Source organism: Azospirillum palustre (genome assembly GCF_002573965.1).
Lineage (GTDB): Bacteria > Pseudomonadota > Alphaproteobacteria > Azospirillales > Azospirillaceae > Azospirillum > Azospirillum palustre.
This window is the reverse complement of record NZ_PDKW01000043.1, coordinates 536,138-551,841: the sequence shown is the minus strand read 5'-3', so window position 1 is coordinate 551,841 and position 15,704 is coordinate 536,138. Positions and strand designations below refer to the sequence as shown.

The window sequence follows — 15,704 nt, the reverse complement described above, 5'->3', positions numbered from 1 at the left end:
AAGCGGTCCCGGTGCCGGCCCGCCGGGCTGGGCGCCGTCCGACCTCCCGGAACCATCGCCCGGATGAAGACATGACCGACCGCGACACGCTGCTGGCCCTGAACCAAGCCTTCTACAGGGCCTTCACCAACCGCGACACCGCCGCGATGGAAGCCCTGTGGGCGGAAACGCTGCCCGTCTCCTGCATCCATCCCGGCTGGACCGCTCTTTTCGGACGCGACGCCGTGTTGACCAGCTGGCGCGACGTGCTTCGCACACCCAGCGGCATCACGGTGGCGGCCCGGAACGAGCGGGTCACCCTGCACGGCAACACCGCACTGGTGGTCTGCGAGGAAACGCTGGGCGATGCCGTCCTGGCCGCCACCAACCTGTTCGCCCGTGAAAATGGCAACTGGCGCCTCGCCCATCATCAGGCGGGTCCCATCGCCCCAGCCCGCGCCGATGTCGAGATCCCGGTCAAGCCGCTGCGGCGCCTGCACTGAACCGGACCGCAGCGTCACGACAGGACCTCAGGGCAGACTCGCCACCTCCGGCCGCGCTTCCAGCCGGCGGACGAGGTCGATCACCACATGGTCGGCGGTGACCTGATCCGGATCGCTGTTGGTCAGGGCCACAACGCCCCAGCGATGCGCCTTCGAGAAGGCGATATAGGCGTTGAAGCCGCCGGTGGAGCCGGAGTGCCAGTGGATCGGCGTCCCGTCCGCGGCCCAGGCGACGAACCAGCCGAGCGCCATCGCCCCGCTTCCCAGGCTGCCCGGATCGGCCAGCGACCGGCCGTCGACCTGCACCGACTGCGCCAACGCCAGGGTGGCCGCCACCGGCGGCGCACAGCCGTGACCGTCCGGCCCAATGGCGGCAGCGCCTGGGCAGTCGCCGAGATTGGCGGAAAGCCAGCGCAGCAGATCGTCGGCCGAGGAATAGAGGCCGAAGGCGGGCAGCATCGCCGGTGCCTCCCAATCCGGCACGGTCCGGCCACGGGCATGGCCCGCCGCCTTGCGCATCCGCTGCTCCGCCGTCGGGTGCAGGGTGGTGTCGCGCAGCCCGAACCGGTCGGTCACCACCCGTTTCAGCAAGGTCTCGTAAGGCTGGCCGGCCGCCGCCGCCAGCGCCTCGCCCAGCACCGACATGCCGGCATTGGAATAGCTGAAACGCACCCCCGGCGGCACCGGCAGCCGGTAATCGGACAGCCACAGCGCCAACTCGCCCCGCGACAGCGGCTTGTAGGGATTGCGCGGATCCTCCAGCCGGCTCCAGGAGAAACGGGAGGTTTCCGGCACGTTCGGCAGGCCGGCGGTGTGGGTGGCGAGATCGCGCAGCCGGATCGGACGGCCGTCATAGTCCGGCACATGGGCGACCGGCACCGCGCCGACGCGGCGCAGATGGCGCTGGAGCGGGTCGCCGGGGTCGACGCGGCCCTCCCGCATCAGGTCCGCCATGATGGTGCCGGTGAAGGGCTTGGTCAGCGACGCGATCTGGAACAGGGTGCGCCCGTCGGCCGGCCCGCCATCCGCGCGCCCGGCATCGCCCCGCCCGACCACCAGCGTCCGGCCGTCGCGGATGACGCCGACCACCAGGCTGCCGGTTCCGGCCGCCGGCTGCCGCTCCTCCACCGCACGGGTGACCGCATCGACCAACGGGTCGGGAGCCCGGTCCAGGCCGATGGCCCCGGTCGGACCGAGCGGAACGCTCCACAGCAGCAGGCACAAAGCGCCCCAAAGCAGTCCGCGCCCCATGCACACCTCCGCCCGCTCCCAACCGCGAGCCTGGAGAGTGGGCAGACGTACGGCGGGTGGACAGGTCCGCGAAGGGCGATGCGGCGAAAGACGGGACGGGAGCCGCCGGGGTACTCCCCAACTGTCCCATCGCCGCCCATCAGGTCAGGCTTGGCAGGCCGGCATCCGTTGTTCGCCAGCGGCTATTCGGTGGGGATTTCGGCCCTTGGCGGACGGCGGTCCTTGACCACCGACAGCGGCACGTCGTCGGCGGCGATCTCCAGGATCGGATGGCCGTCCAGCAGCGACGGGCACCGCTTCACCTGGGTGAAGGCCAGGAAGAAGTCCGCCTTGCGCCAATCCGGTTCGATCCCGTTCACCAGACGCAGCCAGGGCGGCAGTTCGAACCGCACCGCCAGGGTGTTGCCGCAGACGGTCAGCGTGTATTGCCGCGGCGGGGCATGGCCGTCATTCTCGCGCTCGACATACTCGATCAGTTCCTGCAACGCCTCGTGCAGGGAGTTGCCCCAGTAATCCAGCTCGAACCGGCCATCGGCGCCGCGTACGCCCCCGACGAACTGGTTGTAATAGACATACTGGTTCGGATGCATGGCGCCCAGCTGCCACGCGTACACCACTGCGACCACGGTCATCGCGGCGGCGAACCCCTGCCCCAGCGCCCGGCCGCCGCGCTGCGACAGCGTCCACAACCGGTCGGCCGCGATGGCGGCCATCACCACGAAAGGCGGCGCCAGGAACAGGAAATGGCGGATGCCGTTGTAGACGGACGGCCGCATCAGCACGAACAGCAGGATCGGCAGGAAGCCCGCCAGCACCAGCGGGGTATAGCGGACCACGGTGAAGGCGCCGGCGCGCCGCCAGCCGCCGCGCGCCAGCCACACCGCCGCCATGATGACCGCGGCCCCGACGCCGATCACCACAGCCTCCGGCAGCTTCACCGCCAGATAGACCGGGAGGTACAGGGCGGGCGGGTCGTTCGAATGGACCAGTTCACCCATGAACAGTGTCTGGATGTCGATCGGGAAGTGGGAGACGACGCGCAGCGCCTCCAGCGGGTTGCGGAACGGCCGCTGCACCACCCAGGGCCAGAACACCGCCATGATGGCGTAGGCGACCGGGATCGCCGGCCACAGGGACAGGAAGGCGCGCCGCGCATCGGCCAGCGCCCAGCGGTGCCCCTCCTGCCGGGTGACCAGCGCGAAATGCAGCGCCATGGCGACCGCCAGATAGAAGCCGGCCAACACCGCGCCGACGCGGATCGCCAGCGTCATGCCGAGCACCAGCCCGAACTTCAGCACGGCGCTCCGGCTGGGACGCGGCATCTGCTTCAGGATGCGGGTGGCGAAATAGAGCGTCCACACCATGCCGGCCGCGAAGGGCACGTCCTTGGTGTTGTTGAACATGGCGCCGTAATAGACGCCGCTCAGCGACAGCAGGGCTGCCGCGATGAAACCGGCGCGCGGACCGGCCAGCAGCCGGGTATAACGCCAGGTTCCGGCGATACCCAGCACGCCGACCAGCGCGCAGAGCAGGTGCCGCGTCTCATACTCCTCGAAGGGGGAGAAGGGCACGATCACGGCGGTGACGAGGTCGAACAGCCCGCCGTAATAGGCCAGATCCTTGAAATGGAAGGCCGACCGGTCCTGGAAGCCGCTGAGGTAATAGGACAGCAGCTTCTTGCCATAGATGTGCTGCACCTCCTCGTCGGTGCTGATGCCGTAGCTGAGGAAGGTCAGCGCCGCCAGGATCAGCACGCCCAGAAGAAGCGCGCGCGACAACCCGTCCCACAGGGCCGCCTCGCCACGCGGCAACGCGCGGCCGGCCGCCGTGGCGGTGGAGGGTGCGGCGGTGGCGGGACGCGGGCGGCGGGCGGCGCCACCGGCATCCTCCCCGTCGCTGGTGTGCAGACGGGTCTCGATGCTCATCGGCGCGGCTCCTGCCCCGCTGTTCCGTCGCCGAAGCTTTCGCCGACAGGGTCCAGATCATGCTCGTGCCGGCCGTCCGCCGGACCGAAGCCGTGGGCCGAGCGGACGATGAACAGCGGACGCCCCTTCACCTCGGCGAAGACGCGGCCCAGATAGTCGCCGATGATGCCCAGGGTGATCAGCTGGAGGCCGCCCAGGAACAGCACGGCGACCAGCAGCGATTCATAGCCCGGCACGTCGATGCCGTGGATCAGCGTGCGGATCAGGCGGATCAGGATATAGACGAAGGCGACGCCGGACACCGCCATGCCGACCAGACTCCACACCCGCAGCGGGAAGGTGGAAAAGGCGGTCAGCCCGTCGAAGGACAGGCGCAACAGCTTGACGAAGCCCCATTTGGTGTCGCCGCCGGCGCGCTCGCCCTGCTCGTAGGGAATCGCGGCCTGCCGGAAGCCGACCCAGGCGAAGATGCCCTTCATGAAGCGCGTGCGCTCCGGCATCCGGTTGATGACTTCGACGACGCGGCGGTCCATCAGGCGGAAATCGCCGACCTCGCGCGGCAGCTTGATCTCCGACAGATGGTCGAAGACCCAGTAGAACAGACGGGCGAACAGCCGGTGCTTCAGGCTCTGCCCGACACGGGCATGGCGCACCGCGACCACCACGTCGAAGCCCTCGCGCCACTTGGCGATGAAGGCCGGCAGCAGCTCCGGCGGATGTTGCAGGTCGGCGTCCATCGGCACGATGGCGTCGCCGGTGGTGTGGCTGAGCCCGGCGGAAAGCGCCAGTTCCTTGCCGAAATTGCGGGACAGGTCGACGACCTTCACCCGGGGCTCGCGGTCATGGACGTCCAGCAGCCGGTCGACGGTGTCGTCGCGGCTGCCGTCGTTGACGCACACCACCTCCCAATCCATGCCGAGCCCGTCCAGCACCGGCACCAGCCGGGCGAACAGGGCGTCGATGTTGGGACCCTCGTTGTAGAAGGGAATGACGACCGACAGGCAGCCGCGCCTTGGACGGCCGTATCGGTCCGCCGGGGGGCGGCCGGCCGCAGGACGGGCGGGAACGGTGCGGGCATCCGGGGAAGCCGCGGAAAGGGGCGCGTCGGGAATGGACATGGCCAGCCGTCGGATCAAAGCGTCAGGGACCGGGAGATGGAGGGATCGGCGACGACCCCGGACGGCCGCTGCGCCCTTTGGCATATATCACGATACGGGGGGATGTTCAAAATGCCTCTCCTGTGACCGCCGCGGCACAAAAAATGGACTGTTCGCCCGTGAAAGCGTCCGGACACCCGCCACCCGCAGTCCAACGAAACAGGCAAACATCCGGCGTTGCGGTTTATTCCAACGATGCGGAACGACTGCTTTCCCCTAGGTCATTCATGGGTCTCTTCGGCTATCGGCGGGCAAGGCCGGTCCATACCGGGGCATGTGGCATGCTTCCTGAAACCGGCCTCTTGGAACAGGTCGCTATCACTGACCTTTTAAGGTTCCGCGCAGCACCCCCGTGCCGATGGAGGCCCCGGCCATGAGCCTTTTCAATCGCTTTTCCGTAGGAACGAAGATCACGGCGGCCAGCGCCGGCATTCTGGTGTTCCTGGTGCTGATCGGCGGCATCGGCGTGGCGGCCCTGTCGGAGGTCGGCGGCGCGGTGGACACCTACCGGCAGCTCGGCCAGCAGACCAACGAACTGGGACGCATCCAGGCCCTGATGCTGGAGATGCGCCAGCAGGCCACCCGCTTCCTGCTGACCGGCGATCCGGAGGTCGGCGCGACCGTCCGGCGCACGGCGCAGGAGGCGGCGCAGACCATCGACAAGACCCGCGCCTTGGTCACCGACCCTGCCCTGTTGCAGACCGCCGACCATATGGCGCAGGAGATTGCCCAATACCAGGAAGCCTTCGCTGCCACGATGGATTTCCAGGCCCGGCGCAGCAAGGCCATCTCCGAACTGGACGAGATCGGCCCGCGGCTGGAAAGCGCGCTGGACAACATCATGGACAGCGCCAGCACCGGGGGTGACACCGACGCTGCCTATTTGGCAGGCATGGCGTTGCGTCACATGCTGTCGGCCCGCATTTCGGCGACGCGCTACAACGTCGATGGCTCTCCGGCGCTGGCCAGCCAGACCCGGTCCCAGTTCACCGACGCCGCCAGCCGTGGCGGCGCGATGATGGCGAAGCTGACCGACATGGACCGCCGCAAGATGGCGATGTCCTACACCGCCATGCTGCGCGTCTACATCACCGGCTTCAACGGCGTGGTCAAGGCGACCACCGAGCGTGACCGGCTGGTCAACGAGGTGCTGATCCCCGTCGGCGATTCCATCGCCAAGGAGGCCGAGCAACTGACGGTAGCGAGCGTCGACGCCCAGAAGAGCCTGGGCATGGCGACCGGCGCCTTCATCGACAAGGCGCGCGGCGGGATGATGATCGCCTCGCTGGTCGCGGTGGTGCTAGGTCTGGCGACGGCGCTGCTGATCGGCCGCGGGTTGTCGCGGCCGGTGGTGGCGATGACCGACCGCATGACCCGCTTGGCCGGCGGCGACCGCAGCGTCGACATTCCTGGCCTGCAACGCGACGACGAGATCGGCGGCATGGCCAAGGCGCTGCAGGTATTCAAGGACAGCCTGATCGAGAGCGACCGGCTGGCCGAGACCCAGCGCGCCGACCACGAGGCCCGGCGCAGCCGCGGCGAGCGCATCGACAGGCTGACCCAGGAGTTCGACCGGCTGGTGTTGCAGGCGCTGGGCCGGGTGTCGGCGGCGGCGACGCAGTTGCAGGCGACCGCCCAGACCATGTCGGCAACCGCCGAGCAGACCACCCGGCAGGCCGATGCGGTCGCCAACGCCTCGCTTGATGCGACCGGCAATGTGGAGACGGTGGCCGCCGCGACGGAGGAATTGACCGCCTCCATCGCCGAGATCGGCCGGCAGGTGGCGGAAAGCACCCGGATCGCCGGACAGGCGGTCGCCACCGCCGAGAGGACCGACGGCACCGTCCGCGGGCTGGTCGACGCCGCCCAGCGCATCGGCGAGGTGGTCCAGCTGATCACCGACATCGCCAGCCAGACCAACCTGCTGGCGCTGAACGCGACCATCGAGGCGGCGCGCGCCGGCGAAGCGGGCAAGGGCTTCGCCGTCGTGGCGAGCGAGGTGAAGAGCCTCGCCAGCCAGACCGCCAAGGCGACCGAGGAGATCGGCAGCCAGATCGCCGGCATCCAGGACATCAGCCGGCAGGCGGCGGGCGCCATCGCCGAGATCGGCCGGGTGATCGCCGAGATCAACCACATCTCCACCACCATCGCCGCCGCGGTGGAGGAACAGGGTGCCGCGACCAAGGAGATCAGCCGCAACGTCCAGCAGGCGGCGCGCGGCACGCAGCAGGTGTCCGGCAACATCGCCGGCGTGTCGGAGGCCGCGGCCTCCACCGGCGATGCCTCGCGCGAGGTGCTGACCGCCGCCGACGGGCTGAACCACGAGGCGACCGACCTGCGCGGCTTCGTGTCGCGCTTCCTGTCCGACATGCGCGCTGCGTAAGAAACCGCATCGATCTCAAGCGACACCATGACAGTTATGGCGCCGGCAGGACCCGAAAAGACCGGGACTTGCCGGCGCCATTGTCTTGCCGGGCAGCCCTGCTGCTCTGCACGGTTACATTCCCCTTGCACCGGGACGCCCTCTTGGGCACATAGGCCCGATGATCCTGACCCCCATCGCCATCGACGACATGCCGAAGGCCATCGCTGCCTTCGACGCCCATCTGGACGGCCATGCCCAAGCGCGCGCCGCCTTCCGCCGGATCGCCGCGACCTGGCCCGTGCGGCCGGACGACGAGCCGGGCGGTGGCGTTGACACGCCGGCCCACCGGGCGGACGCTGTGCGGCTGGCCCATGCCCATGGCATCGACACGCTGGACGAGCCGCCCAGCCGCTCCTTCATGTGGGACGGCAAGGTGATCCGCACCGATGTCGAGGCGACGGTGATCGTGCATGAGGTGGCGCACTGGCTGTGCGCGGCGCCGGAGCGGCGGACGCTGATCGATTACGGTCTTGGCCCCGGTCCGGAGACCACCGCCCGCAAGGAGGCGCGCGCCGACAAGCGCCTGTGCTTCGAGGACTGCATGCATGAGGAGCAGCAGACGTCGCTGCTCGGCGTGCTGTGGGAGGTCGAACTGGGCCAGCCGGGGATCCTGGCCTTCCTGGAGCAGAACTGGATGGAGCATTGGGAACGGTCGAGCACCGCCGCCTTCTTCATCCGCCATGCCGAGGAACTGTTCGCCCGCGGCCTGATCGACACCGACGGCCGGCCAACGACGGCACGCGACTGGGCGGATGCGCGCAAGACGGTGCTGGAGAGCGTCTGACACCTCGAAGAACCGGCAGCCAAAACGAGAAACGCCCTCTCCTGCACAATGCGGGAGAGGGCGTTCTTCATTTTACCTCACCGTTAAGCCCCACCATCACGCCGCGGTGATGCGGGTGATGAACGCCTCGATCTCGTGGTCGAGACGGTTGAAGCTGCGCGACAGTTCTTCGGTCGTGTTCTGCACCGATCCGGCGGAATGGCCGGTGGTTTCGGCGGCCTGCTGGACCAGACGCATCTCCTGCATCACCGCCATGGTGTCGACGGCGGCGCGCTGGGACCGGGCGCTGATGTCGCGGGTGGCGGCGTCCTGCTCCTCCACCGCCGCGGCGACGGTGCCGAGGGACTCGTCGACCTGACGGATGGTGCCGACGATGGCGCGGATGGCGCCGACCGCCGCATGGGTGGCGGCCTGGACCGCGGCGATTTCGGCGCCGATCTCCTCGGTCGCCTTGGCGGTCTGGTTGGCGAGGCTTTTCACCTCCTGCGCCACCACGGCGAAGCCCTTGCCAGCCTCGCCGGCGCGCGCCGCCTCGATGGTGGCATTCAGCGCCAGCAGGTTGGTCTGGCCGGCGATGGACTGGATGAGGCCGACGACCTCCTCGATCTTGCGGCTGGCCTCGCTCAGCCCCTGGACGATGCCGTCGGTGCGGCCGGCCTCCTCCACCGCGCCGCGGGCGAGTTGCGCCGACTGGCTGATGGAGCGGGTAATCTCGTCGATGGAGGCGCGGAGCTGCTCGGCGCCGGCGGCGACGCTTTCGACCTCGCTGGTCGCCTCCTGCACCGAATGGGCGACGCTGTCGCTGTGGTGGCTGGTCTGCTTGGCGTTGTCGAGCATCGAGTTGGCTTCGTTGCGCATCGACGTCGCCGACCGCACCACCTCGCCCATCATCGCCTTGACCGATGCCTCCAGGTCGTTGGCGAGCGCCGTCATCGCCTGCCGCCGCTCCTGCTCGTTGCGCAGGCGCATCGCTTCCTGCTCCCGCGAGAGTTCCTGCACGCGGACGGCGTTTTCCTTGAAGACCTGAACTGTGCGGGCCATCTGGCCGATCTCGTCGCCGCGCTCCGCGGCGGGAATGTCCGCCTCCAGGTTGCCGCGGGCCAGCCGCTCCATCACGTCGGTCAGGCGCACGATCGGGCGGGCGATGTTCATGCCGATGAACAGCGCGACGCCGACCGTCACCAGCAGGGCCGCCGCGGCCACCGCCATGAAGGCCTGGGTGGTGTTGTCGACCGATGAACTGACTTCGGCATAGGCGTCGGTGGAGACCTTGCGCTTGTAGGTCAGATAGTCGCGGCTGGTCCCCTGCAATCGGGTGTAGGCGGCCTGGACCTCCTGCAGGAAGTCCAGCGGATCGACGCCCATCTTCAGCAGGTCGAGGAAGCTGCCCACCTTCGCCAGATAGGTGGCGCTGTCGGCACCGAACCGCTCGAAGAACTTCGCCTCTTCGTCGGTGTCGGCGGTGGCGCCCTTCAGGGCCTCCGACTGGCTCTTCAGCTTGCCGAGCTGGTTGCCGAGGGCCTTCATCTCCTCTTCCACCGCCTTCGGCGAGGCGTTCGCGCTGCTGAGGATCACGGTCCGGTACATGCCGGCGTGGGCCACCGTCAGGGTATCGGTCAGCCCCTGGATTTCCGCTTCCCGGGTGAAGGAACGGTTGAACAGGGCATCGAGCAGCGTCGACTGCTGGGTGATCGCCGACCAGCCGAGCAGCGCGATCACCAGCATGCCGATGATCGCCGTCGTCGCCGGAATGGCCATCTTGACGGGGATGTGGAAGTTGTTGAGGAGGGTCATGGGGCACCTGCGTCGGCCGGCTGTCCGTGGCGCGAACGATCCGGTATGGCATTGGGGCGGAGGAACGTGCGGCTGCCGCGCGACGCCGCTCCGGTCGATGAAACCCTGCGGGGACGGACTCCCGCGCCGGTTCCGGGAATGGCATCGAGGCGGCCTGCCCGCCGGCACGGCCATCGCTGCGCCATCTCACCCGGAAAATCTTTTGCAATGATTAACGCGATTAGATTTATGAGAGTCTTTGACCTGACACAAATTTCACCGTCTTTCTTCGGCGCCGAAGTGTTCAGAGTCTTGAACATACTATGATATGCGACAGAAGAGGCGGCTTTATTGTTATCCGAAACGAAGCCGGCCAGTTTCCGCCACTGAAGCGTCGGCTTATCATATTCCGTGTTCTGGAAGATCAAGACACAGCCTTGCCGATATCACGATGCTTAGAAATTCATACAATTAGAGGCTAACAGGATTTTTCTCTCCTATCAATGGCGGTAATCGCGGCCATACTGCCGCATGCAGCGTGGGGCACGCCGCCGCCCCTCCGGATGGATCGGCGGATCCATCAAGTAAATCAAACGTATTTGAAATTGCTTCGGCAATACCCGCGGGCCGTTCCGCCCCGGCGTCAGCCTGCGGACGACACCATGAAGGCGATGGAGATCGACACCGGCGACAGCAGAGTGGAGATCAGCAGGGACATCGACACCACCTCGCGCCCGGCATTGTAGCGCTCCGCGAAAACATAGGCGTTGATGCCGATGGGCAAGGCCGCGGCGGTCACGGCCGGGGCGACCCACAGCGGCGGCAGGTCGAAGACCTGGGTGGCCAGCAGCCAGGTCAGCAGCGGGTGCAGCCCGGTCTTCAACAGCGCCACCACGGTGGCCGGCAGCACCGCGCCCGAGGCCGGGCTGAGCGCCAGCGATGCCCCCAGCGTGAAGCAGGCGCAGGGAAGAACCGTCTGGGCCATCATGGTGAAGCTCTTCATCACCATGGGCGGGATCGCCAAATGGATCAAATTGGCGGCCAGCCCCAAAATGACCGACACCACCAGCGGGCTGGTCAACGTCGCCTTGGCGGCGTCCAGCGTCGCCTTCACCGGCCGCCCGGCCCGGCCGCTGCGCGCCGATCGCTGGGTTTCCGCCAGCATGGTGGCCGAGGTGAACAGCAGGGGCGATTGGAAGACGATCAGCAGCATCACCGGCACCGCCACGGTCGGCCCATAGGCCTCCATGATGATCGGTGATCCCAGCAGGGCGATGTTCGAAAAGGAGCTGGCAAGGCCGATGGGAGCGATCTGCTCCCGCCGGCCGGCCATCCGCATCCACAGCCCGCCGACCAGGAAGACCGCGACCGCCGCGATGTAGAAGGAACCCAGCACCGCCCATTCCAGCGGGTCCGGGATGTCCGCCCGCGCCATGTTGGAGAACAGCAGCGCCGGCAGCGCATAGATGCCGAGGAAACGGGAAAGCCCCTGGACCATCGCAGTGCTGAAGCCACGGTAGCGCGCCGCCCAGAAGCCAAGGGCGATCAGGCCGAACATCGGCAGGACGATCTGGAAAATCAGCGACATGGACGCGGCACCATGGGGGGCGGGGTCGGCAACGGTCGACGATGCGGCCGACGATGCGGGGGCTTTCCTTTACACGGTCCCGCTCAGTCGGCGGGAACGATCTCCAGCGGCGGGACGCCCAGCACGTCCACCAGGGTGGCGCCGGCCTCGATCTGTTCGGTCCATTTGCGCTCGCGCTCCAGCAGGGCGAGGCTCTGGGTCAGGGCGGCATCGGCGAAGGCCAGCGGCACCACGACCACGCCGTCCTCATCGCCCAGGATCAGGTCGCCGGGATTGACCGGGACGCCGCCGATGGCCGCGATGACGTCCATCTTGCCGCCGAAATTCTTGTGCGGGCCGCGGGCCACGGCACCCTTGGCGAAGACCGGCAGGCCCAGCCCGCGGATTTCGTGCAGGTCGCGGACCGAGCCGTCGACCACCAGACCGCCCAGCGCACGCCGCTTGCAGCAGCGCACCACCCATTCGCCGGCCAGCGCCACGTCGTCCAGGCCGCCGCCCGCCACCACCACCACGTCACCCGGTTCCGCCAGGCTGACGGCATGGTGCACCATGCTGTTGTCGCCGGGCATGGTGACGACGGTGCGGGCCTGACCGCAGATGCGCATACCGGGGACCATCGGCTTGATCCGCGAATCCATGCTCTGACACCGGTTCATCGCGTCGGAGGCGACGCTGCTGGGAACCGACGACCATTTGGCGAGGGCATCGGTGGACAGCCGGGGATAGTCGACGAGATAGCGCTGCATAGCCATGGCGGTTTCCTTTCCTGGTATCTGGGTCTTGGTATCCGGGCTTCGTATCCGGCTCGGGAGGTCGGGGTCGAAGTCCGCAGAGGCGGAAGTCGGCAGAGGCCCCCCGGTGAGGGACCATCTCTCGATTCCGGCGAGATTGGACGGAGGCGGGGGCGGGGGCGGAGCCGAACCATGCTTTCAGCCATCCCGAATTCCTGCGCCGAATTCCTGCCGGAACCACGGCGGTGAAGCGGTGCCGGCCGAGCGAAGGCAAATGGCCGGAGCATCCTTAAACGGGAATGTTTCTGAATTATGACCCGATTTTCCGCAGAGTGTCTTCGTTCGCTACAACCCCCGGAGCCTTGGAGTCTATTTATTTAGATTTTGAAGTGTACCTCCCCATGCGGTCATACGCAAGGAGGTTGACAATCTGTAAATACGTCATAGGAAATTCCGCATCCCCTTTCGGGTTATCACAAAGCGACACACAGCTGGCACGCGAAATTATCGGGAAATCACAACGGACGCCGACAGCAGGCACAACTGCGGCCGTGCTGAACGGTCTTTGGCCGGAGCGGCAGGAACGTCACGCCGTTCATCTCCACCAGCCGCCTACAATTGTATGACGATCAGGCTTTGACTTGCCGCAATTGAAAGCTGAAAGAATGAGATGGATTGTCGATCCCACGGGTTAGATCGGATCGCGTAAAATCGGGATCGATTTGAAGCGTGAAGCCGGTCGTCGACCATAAAGCCGCGGCTCCGATGGGCAATCATCCCGCCAGGAGTCATCCCCTCACGGAGAGCTTGCGGACGGCAGGCCGGCAAGTGCGGATGGACTGGGAACAGGAGGGAGAAAATGCGAAAGGCCGGCACCCAAAGGTCCGGCCTTTTGAAATCGCGTGCTCCAGCGTAAAGTCTGGAGGAAACTGGAGCGGGCGAAGGGATTCGAACCCTCGACCCCAACCTTGGCAAGGTTGTGCTCTACCCCTGAGCTACGCCCGCGCTCCATTCCATCGTCCGGCGTTTCATCGGTTCAGACCGTTGTCGCTGCCGTCCGGCGGTGTGCGGCGGACTATACTCATCGGCCGACGCAATGCAAGTGCCTTGTTTCAGTTTTTTTCACCGGCTGGACGATTTTCCGCGCGCCCGGTACAAGGGCTGTCATGGACACCGCATCGACCTCCCTTCCGGACGCCTCCCTTCCCGATGGGGACGCGCCGCTGCCGACCTCGCCGGATCAACTGCTGGCGCGGCTCGACGCGCTGGGCATCCAGGCGACCACGCACAGCCACCCGCCGCTGCACACGGTGGAGGAAAGCAAGGCCCTGCGTGGCGCCCTGCCCGGCGGCCATTGCAAGAACCTGTTCCTGAAGGACAAGAAGGACCAGCATTGGCTGGTGGTGGCGCTGGAGGATGCGAAAATCGACCTGAACCGGTTGGACAAGGCCATCGGGTCGGCGCGGCTGTCCTTCGCCTCGGCGGAGCGGCTCTGGCGCGTCCTCGGCATCCGGCCGGGATCGGTCACGCCCTTCTCCCTGGTCAACGACACCGGACACAAGGTGCGCGTGGTCCTGCAGCAGGCGATGATGGAGCATGACCTGCTGAACTATCACCCGCTGCTGAACGACCGCACCACCGCGATCCGGCGGGACGACCTGATGCGCTTCATCCGCGCCTGCGGTCACGAACCGGCAATCGTCGAGTTCGGCCGCACGCAGGAGTGACGGGCCGGCGCCTCTCCGCAGAGCCTGTCCACGCAATGCTTGCTTGAGCCGCCCCGCACGCTCACATATGTCGCCAACGATGAGGATCCGGGCCGGCCGGATCGGCAACTCCATGGCCCACCGGGATGTCCTAATGGGCCAGGCATCACCAACGGGACAGAAACACGCCATGTTCTCCATGCCCCCCGCCAACGGGTCCAAGCCCGCCGCCGCTCCTGCAGCCGGTGCCGCTGACGTCGTCAAGGACACCACCGACCGCGCCTTCATGGCCGACGTGATCGAGGCCTCGCGCGACGTCCCGGTGATCGTCGATTTCTGGGCGCCCTGGTGCGGCCCCTGCAAGCAGCTGGGCCCGATCATCGAGAAGGTAGTGCGCGCCGCCAAGGGCGCGGTCCGCCTGGTGAAGATCGACACCGACGCCAACCCGATGATCGCCTCGCAGCTGCGCGTCCAGTCGATCCCGGCGGTCTACGCCTTTTTCCAGGGCCGTCCGGTCGACGGCTTCATGGGCGCAGTGCCCGAATCGCAGGTGAAGGCCTTCGTCGACAAGCTGGTGGCGCTGGCCAAGCAGGCCGGTGCCGGCGGCGGCGCCGACGACATGCTGGAGGAGGCCTTCGCCCAGGCCAAGGAGATGCTGGAGGGCGGCGACCTGCAGGGCGCACTCGACCTCTACAGCCAGATCCTGCAGGCCGAGCCGGAGAACGCCCAGGCCTATGCCGGCATCGTCCGCTGCCTGATCGCCGCCGGCGATCTGGAGAACGCCAAGCAGATGCTGGCCCAGGCCCCGGAAGCGATCGCCAAGGACAAGGAGCTGGCCAACGTCCGCGCCGCTCTCGACGTGGCGGAACAGGCCGCCAACGCCGGCCCGATCCCGGAGCTGATGGAAAAGGTCGCCCACGATCCGAACGACCATGCCTCGCGCTTCGATCTCGCCATGGCGCTGTTCGCCGCCGGCAAGCGCGAAGCGGCGGTGGACGAGCTGCTGGAGATCTTCAAGCGCGACCGGACCTGGAACGACGACGGCGCCCGCAAGCAGCTGGTGAAGTTCTTCGAGGCGTTCGGCCAGACCGATCCGCTGACGGTGAAGACCCGCCGCCGCCTGTCGACCATGATGTTCAGCTGACGCTTTTTCCGAAAAGAGGACGGCTGTTCCACCGGCGAAGGGGTTCTATCTGATTGGCATGACCAGAAACCCCTTCGACCCCGAGTTCAGCCATTTGCCGGCGATGATGCCGATCTTCCCGCTGGCCGGCGTCCTGCTGTTGCCGCGGGCACGGCTGCCGCTGAACATCTTCGAGCCGCGCTATCTCGCCATGGTCGAGGATGCGCTGGGCAGCGGCCGCATGATCGGCATGATCCAGCCCCTCGACCCCGCCGGGCGGGAGCGCGAGCCGGCCGTCTATTCCTGCGGCTGCGCCGGCCGCATTACCAGCTTCGCCGAGACCGACGACGGCCGGTGCCTCATCACCCTGACCGGTGTCGCCCGGTTCGAGATCGGGCGGGAGGTGGAGGGTGCGCGCGGTTACCGGCGGGTCGTCCCCGACTGGCGCCCCTTCCGCACCGACCTGGAACCCGAGTCCTGTGGCGACATCGACCGCAACCGGCTGCTCGGCGTCCTGAAGACCTACTTCCGGGTCCAGGGCCTGTCGGTCGACTGGAAATCCATCGAATCGACGTTGGACGAACGGCTGGTCAACTCGCTGGCGATGATCTGCCCTTTCACGCCTGGTGAAAAACAGGCGCTGCTGGAGGCGCCGACCCTGGCGGAACGTGGGAAGCTCTTGATCGGGCTGGTCGAGATGGCCATTCTCGACAGCCATGACGGGGACGGTCCGCCGCCCAAGCACTGAGTCCTTCCAAT

12 protein-coding genes and 1 tRNA gene are annotated in these 15,704 nt (G+C 67.2%); 6 read left to right on the top strand and 7 right to left on the bottom strand.

All coding sequences use genetic code 11. The features are described 5' to 3' along the window. Positions 1-71 precede the first annotated feature (71 nt). Entirely contained in the window at positions 72-482 is a 411-nt protein-coding gene (locus CRT60_RS24930; RefSeq protein WP_098739241.1) for a nuclear transport factor 2 family protein, read from the top strand. Between the two features lie 27 nt (positions 483-509). Here the strand turns inward: CRT60_RS24930 and CRT60_RS24925 are convergent, their stop codons facing one another. From CRT60_RS24925 to CRT60_RS24915, 3 genes are all read right to left on the bottom strand, one after another. Beyond that, the gene (locus CRT60_RS24925; RefSeq protein WP_098739240.1) at positions 510-1,733 is read right to left on the bottom strand and encodes a serine hydrolase domain-containing protein; all 1,224 of its coding nucleotides are present in this window, start codon (positions 1,731-1,733) and stop codon (positions 510-512) included. 182 nt (positions 1,734-1,915) lie between these two features. Then, positions 1,916-3,658, bottom strand: coding sequence for an ArnT family glycosyltransferase (locus tag CRT60_RS24920; protein WP_098739239.1), 1,743 nt, complete (start codon positions 3,656-3,658; stop codon positions 1,916-1,918). Continuing rightward, the gene (locus tag CRT60_RS24915) at positions 3,655-4,776 is read right to left on the bottom strand and encodes a glycosyltransferase family 2 protein (RefSeq protein WP_098739238.1); all 1,122 of its coding nucleotides are present in this window, start codon (positions 4,774-4,776) and stop codon (positions 3,655-3,657) included. Before CRT60_RS24915 ends, CRT60_RS24920 begins: the two co-directional genes overlap by 4 nt. A gap of 412 nt (positions 4,777-5,188) precedes the next feature. On the opposite strand from CRT60_RS24915, the gene CRT60_RS24910 reads away from it, so the two are divergent. Beyond that, positions 5,189-7,198 carry a HAMP domain-containing methyl-accepting chemotaxis protein gene (locus CRT60_RS24910; protein WP_098741017.1) on the top strand — a complete coding sequence of 670 codons (2,010 nt, stop codon included), beginning with the start codon at positions 5,189-5,191 and terminating at the stop codon, positions 7,196-7,198. Between the two features lie 160 nt (positions 7,199-7,358). Then, positions 7,359-8,024 (top strand): elongation factor P hydroxylase, encoded by a 666-nt coding sequence (locus CRT60_RS24905; RefSeq protein ID WP_098739237.1) that lies wholly within the window; start codon positions 7,359-7,361, stop codon positions 8,022-8,024. A gap of 96 nt (positions 8,025-8,120) precedes the next feature. Here the strand turns inward: CRT60_RS24905 and CRT60_RS24900 are convergent, their stop codons facing one another. The 4 genes from CRT60_RS24900 to CRT60_RS24885 form a co-directional block, all read right to left on the bottom strand. Then, positions 8,121-9,818 (bottom strand): methyl-accepting chemotaxis protein, encoded by a 1,698-nt coding sequence (locus CRT60_RS24900; RefSeq protein ID WP_098739236.1) that lies wholly within the window; start codon positions 9,816-9,818, stop codon positions 8,121-8,123. Positions 9,819-10,440: 622 nt separating this feature from the next. Then, a complete protein-coding gene (locus CRT60_RS24895) occupies positions 10,441-11,385 on the bottom strand; it encodes an AEC family transporter (RefSeq protein ID WP_098739235.1) in 945 nt (314 codons plus the stop codon). An 83-nt stretch (positions 11,386-11,468) separates the two neighbouring features. Beyond that, complete coding sequence (locus CRT60_RS24890; protein ID WP_098739234.1) at positions 11,469-12,137, bottom strand: RraA family protein; 669 nt, start codon at positions 12,135-12,137, stop codon at positions 11,469-11,471. A gap of 909 nt (positions 12,138-13,046) precedes the next feature. Beyond that, positions 13,047-13,121 (bottom strand) — tRNA-Gly (locus CRT60_RS24885). Between the two features lie 161 nt (positions 13,122-13,282). Here CRT60_RS24885 and CRT60_RS24880 point away from each other — a divergent pair. The 3 genes from CRT60_RS24880 to CRT60_RS24870 all read left to right on the top strand — a co-directional run bounded on the left by CRT60_RS24880 (position 13,283) and on the right by CRT60_RS24870 (position 15,693). After that, entirely contained in the window at positions 13,283-13,843 is a 561-nt protein-coding gene (locus CRT60_RS24880) for a prolyl-tRNA synthetase associated domain-containing protein (protein ID WP_098739233.1), read from the top strand. A gap of 169 nt (positions 13,844-14,012) precedes the next feature. Beyond that, positions 14,013-14,966 carry a thioredoxin family protein gene (locus CRT60_RS24875; protein ID WP_098739232.1) on the top strand — a complete coding sequence of 318 codons (954 nt, stop codon included), beginning with the start codon at positions 14,013-14,015 and terminating at the stop codon, positions 14,964-14,966. A gap of 58 nt (positions 14,967-15,024) precedes the next feature. After that, positions 15,025-15,693 carry an LON peptidase substrate-binding domain-containing protein gene (locus CRT60_RS24870; RefSeq protein WP_098739231.1) on the top strand — a complete coding sequence of 223 codons (669 nt, stop codon included), beginning with the start codon at positions 15,025-15,027 and terminating at the stop codon, positions 15,691-15,693. Positions 15,694-15,704 lie beyond the last annotated feature (11 nt).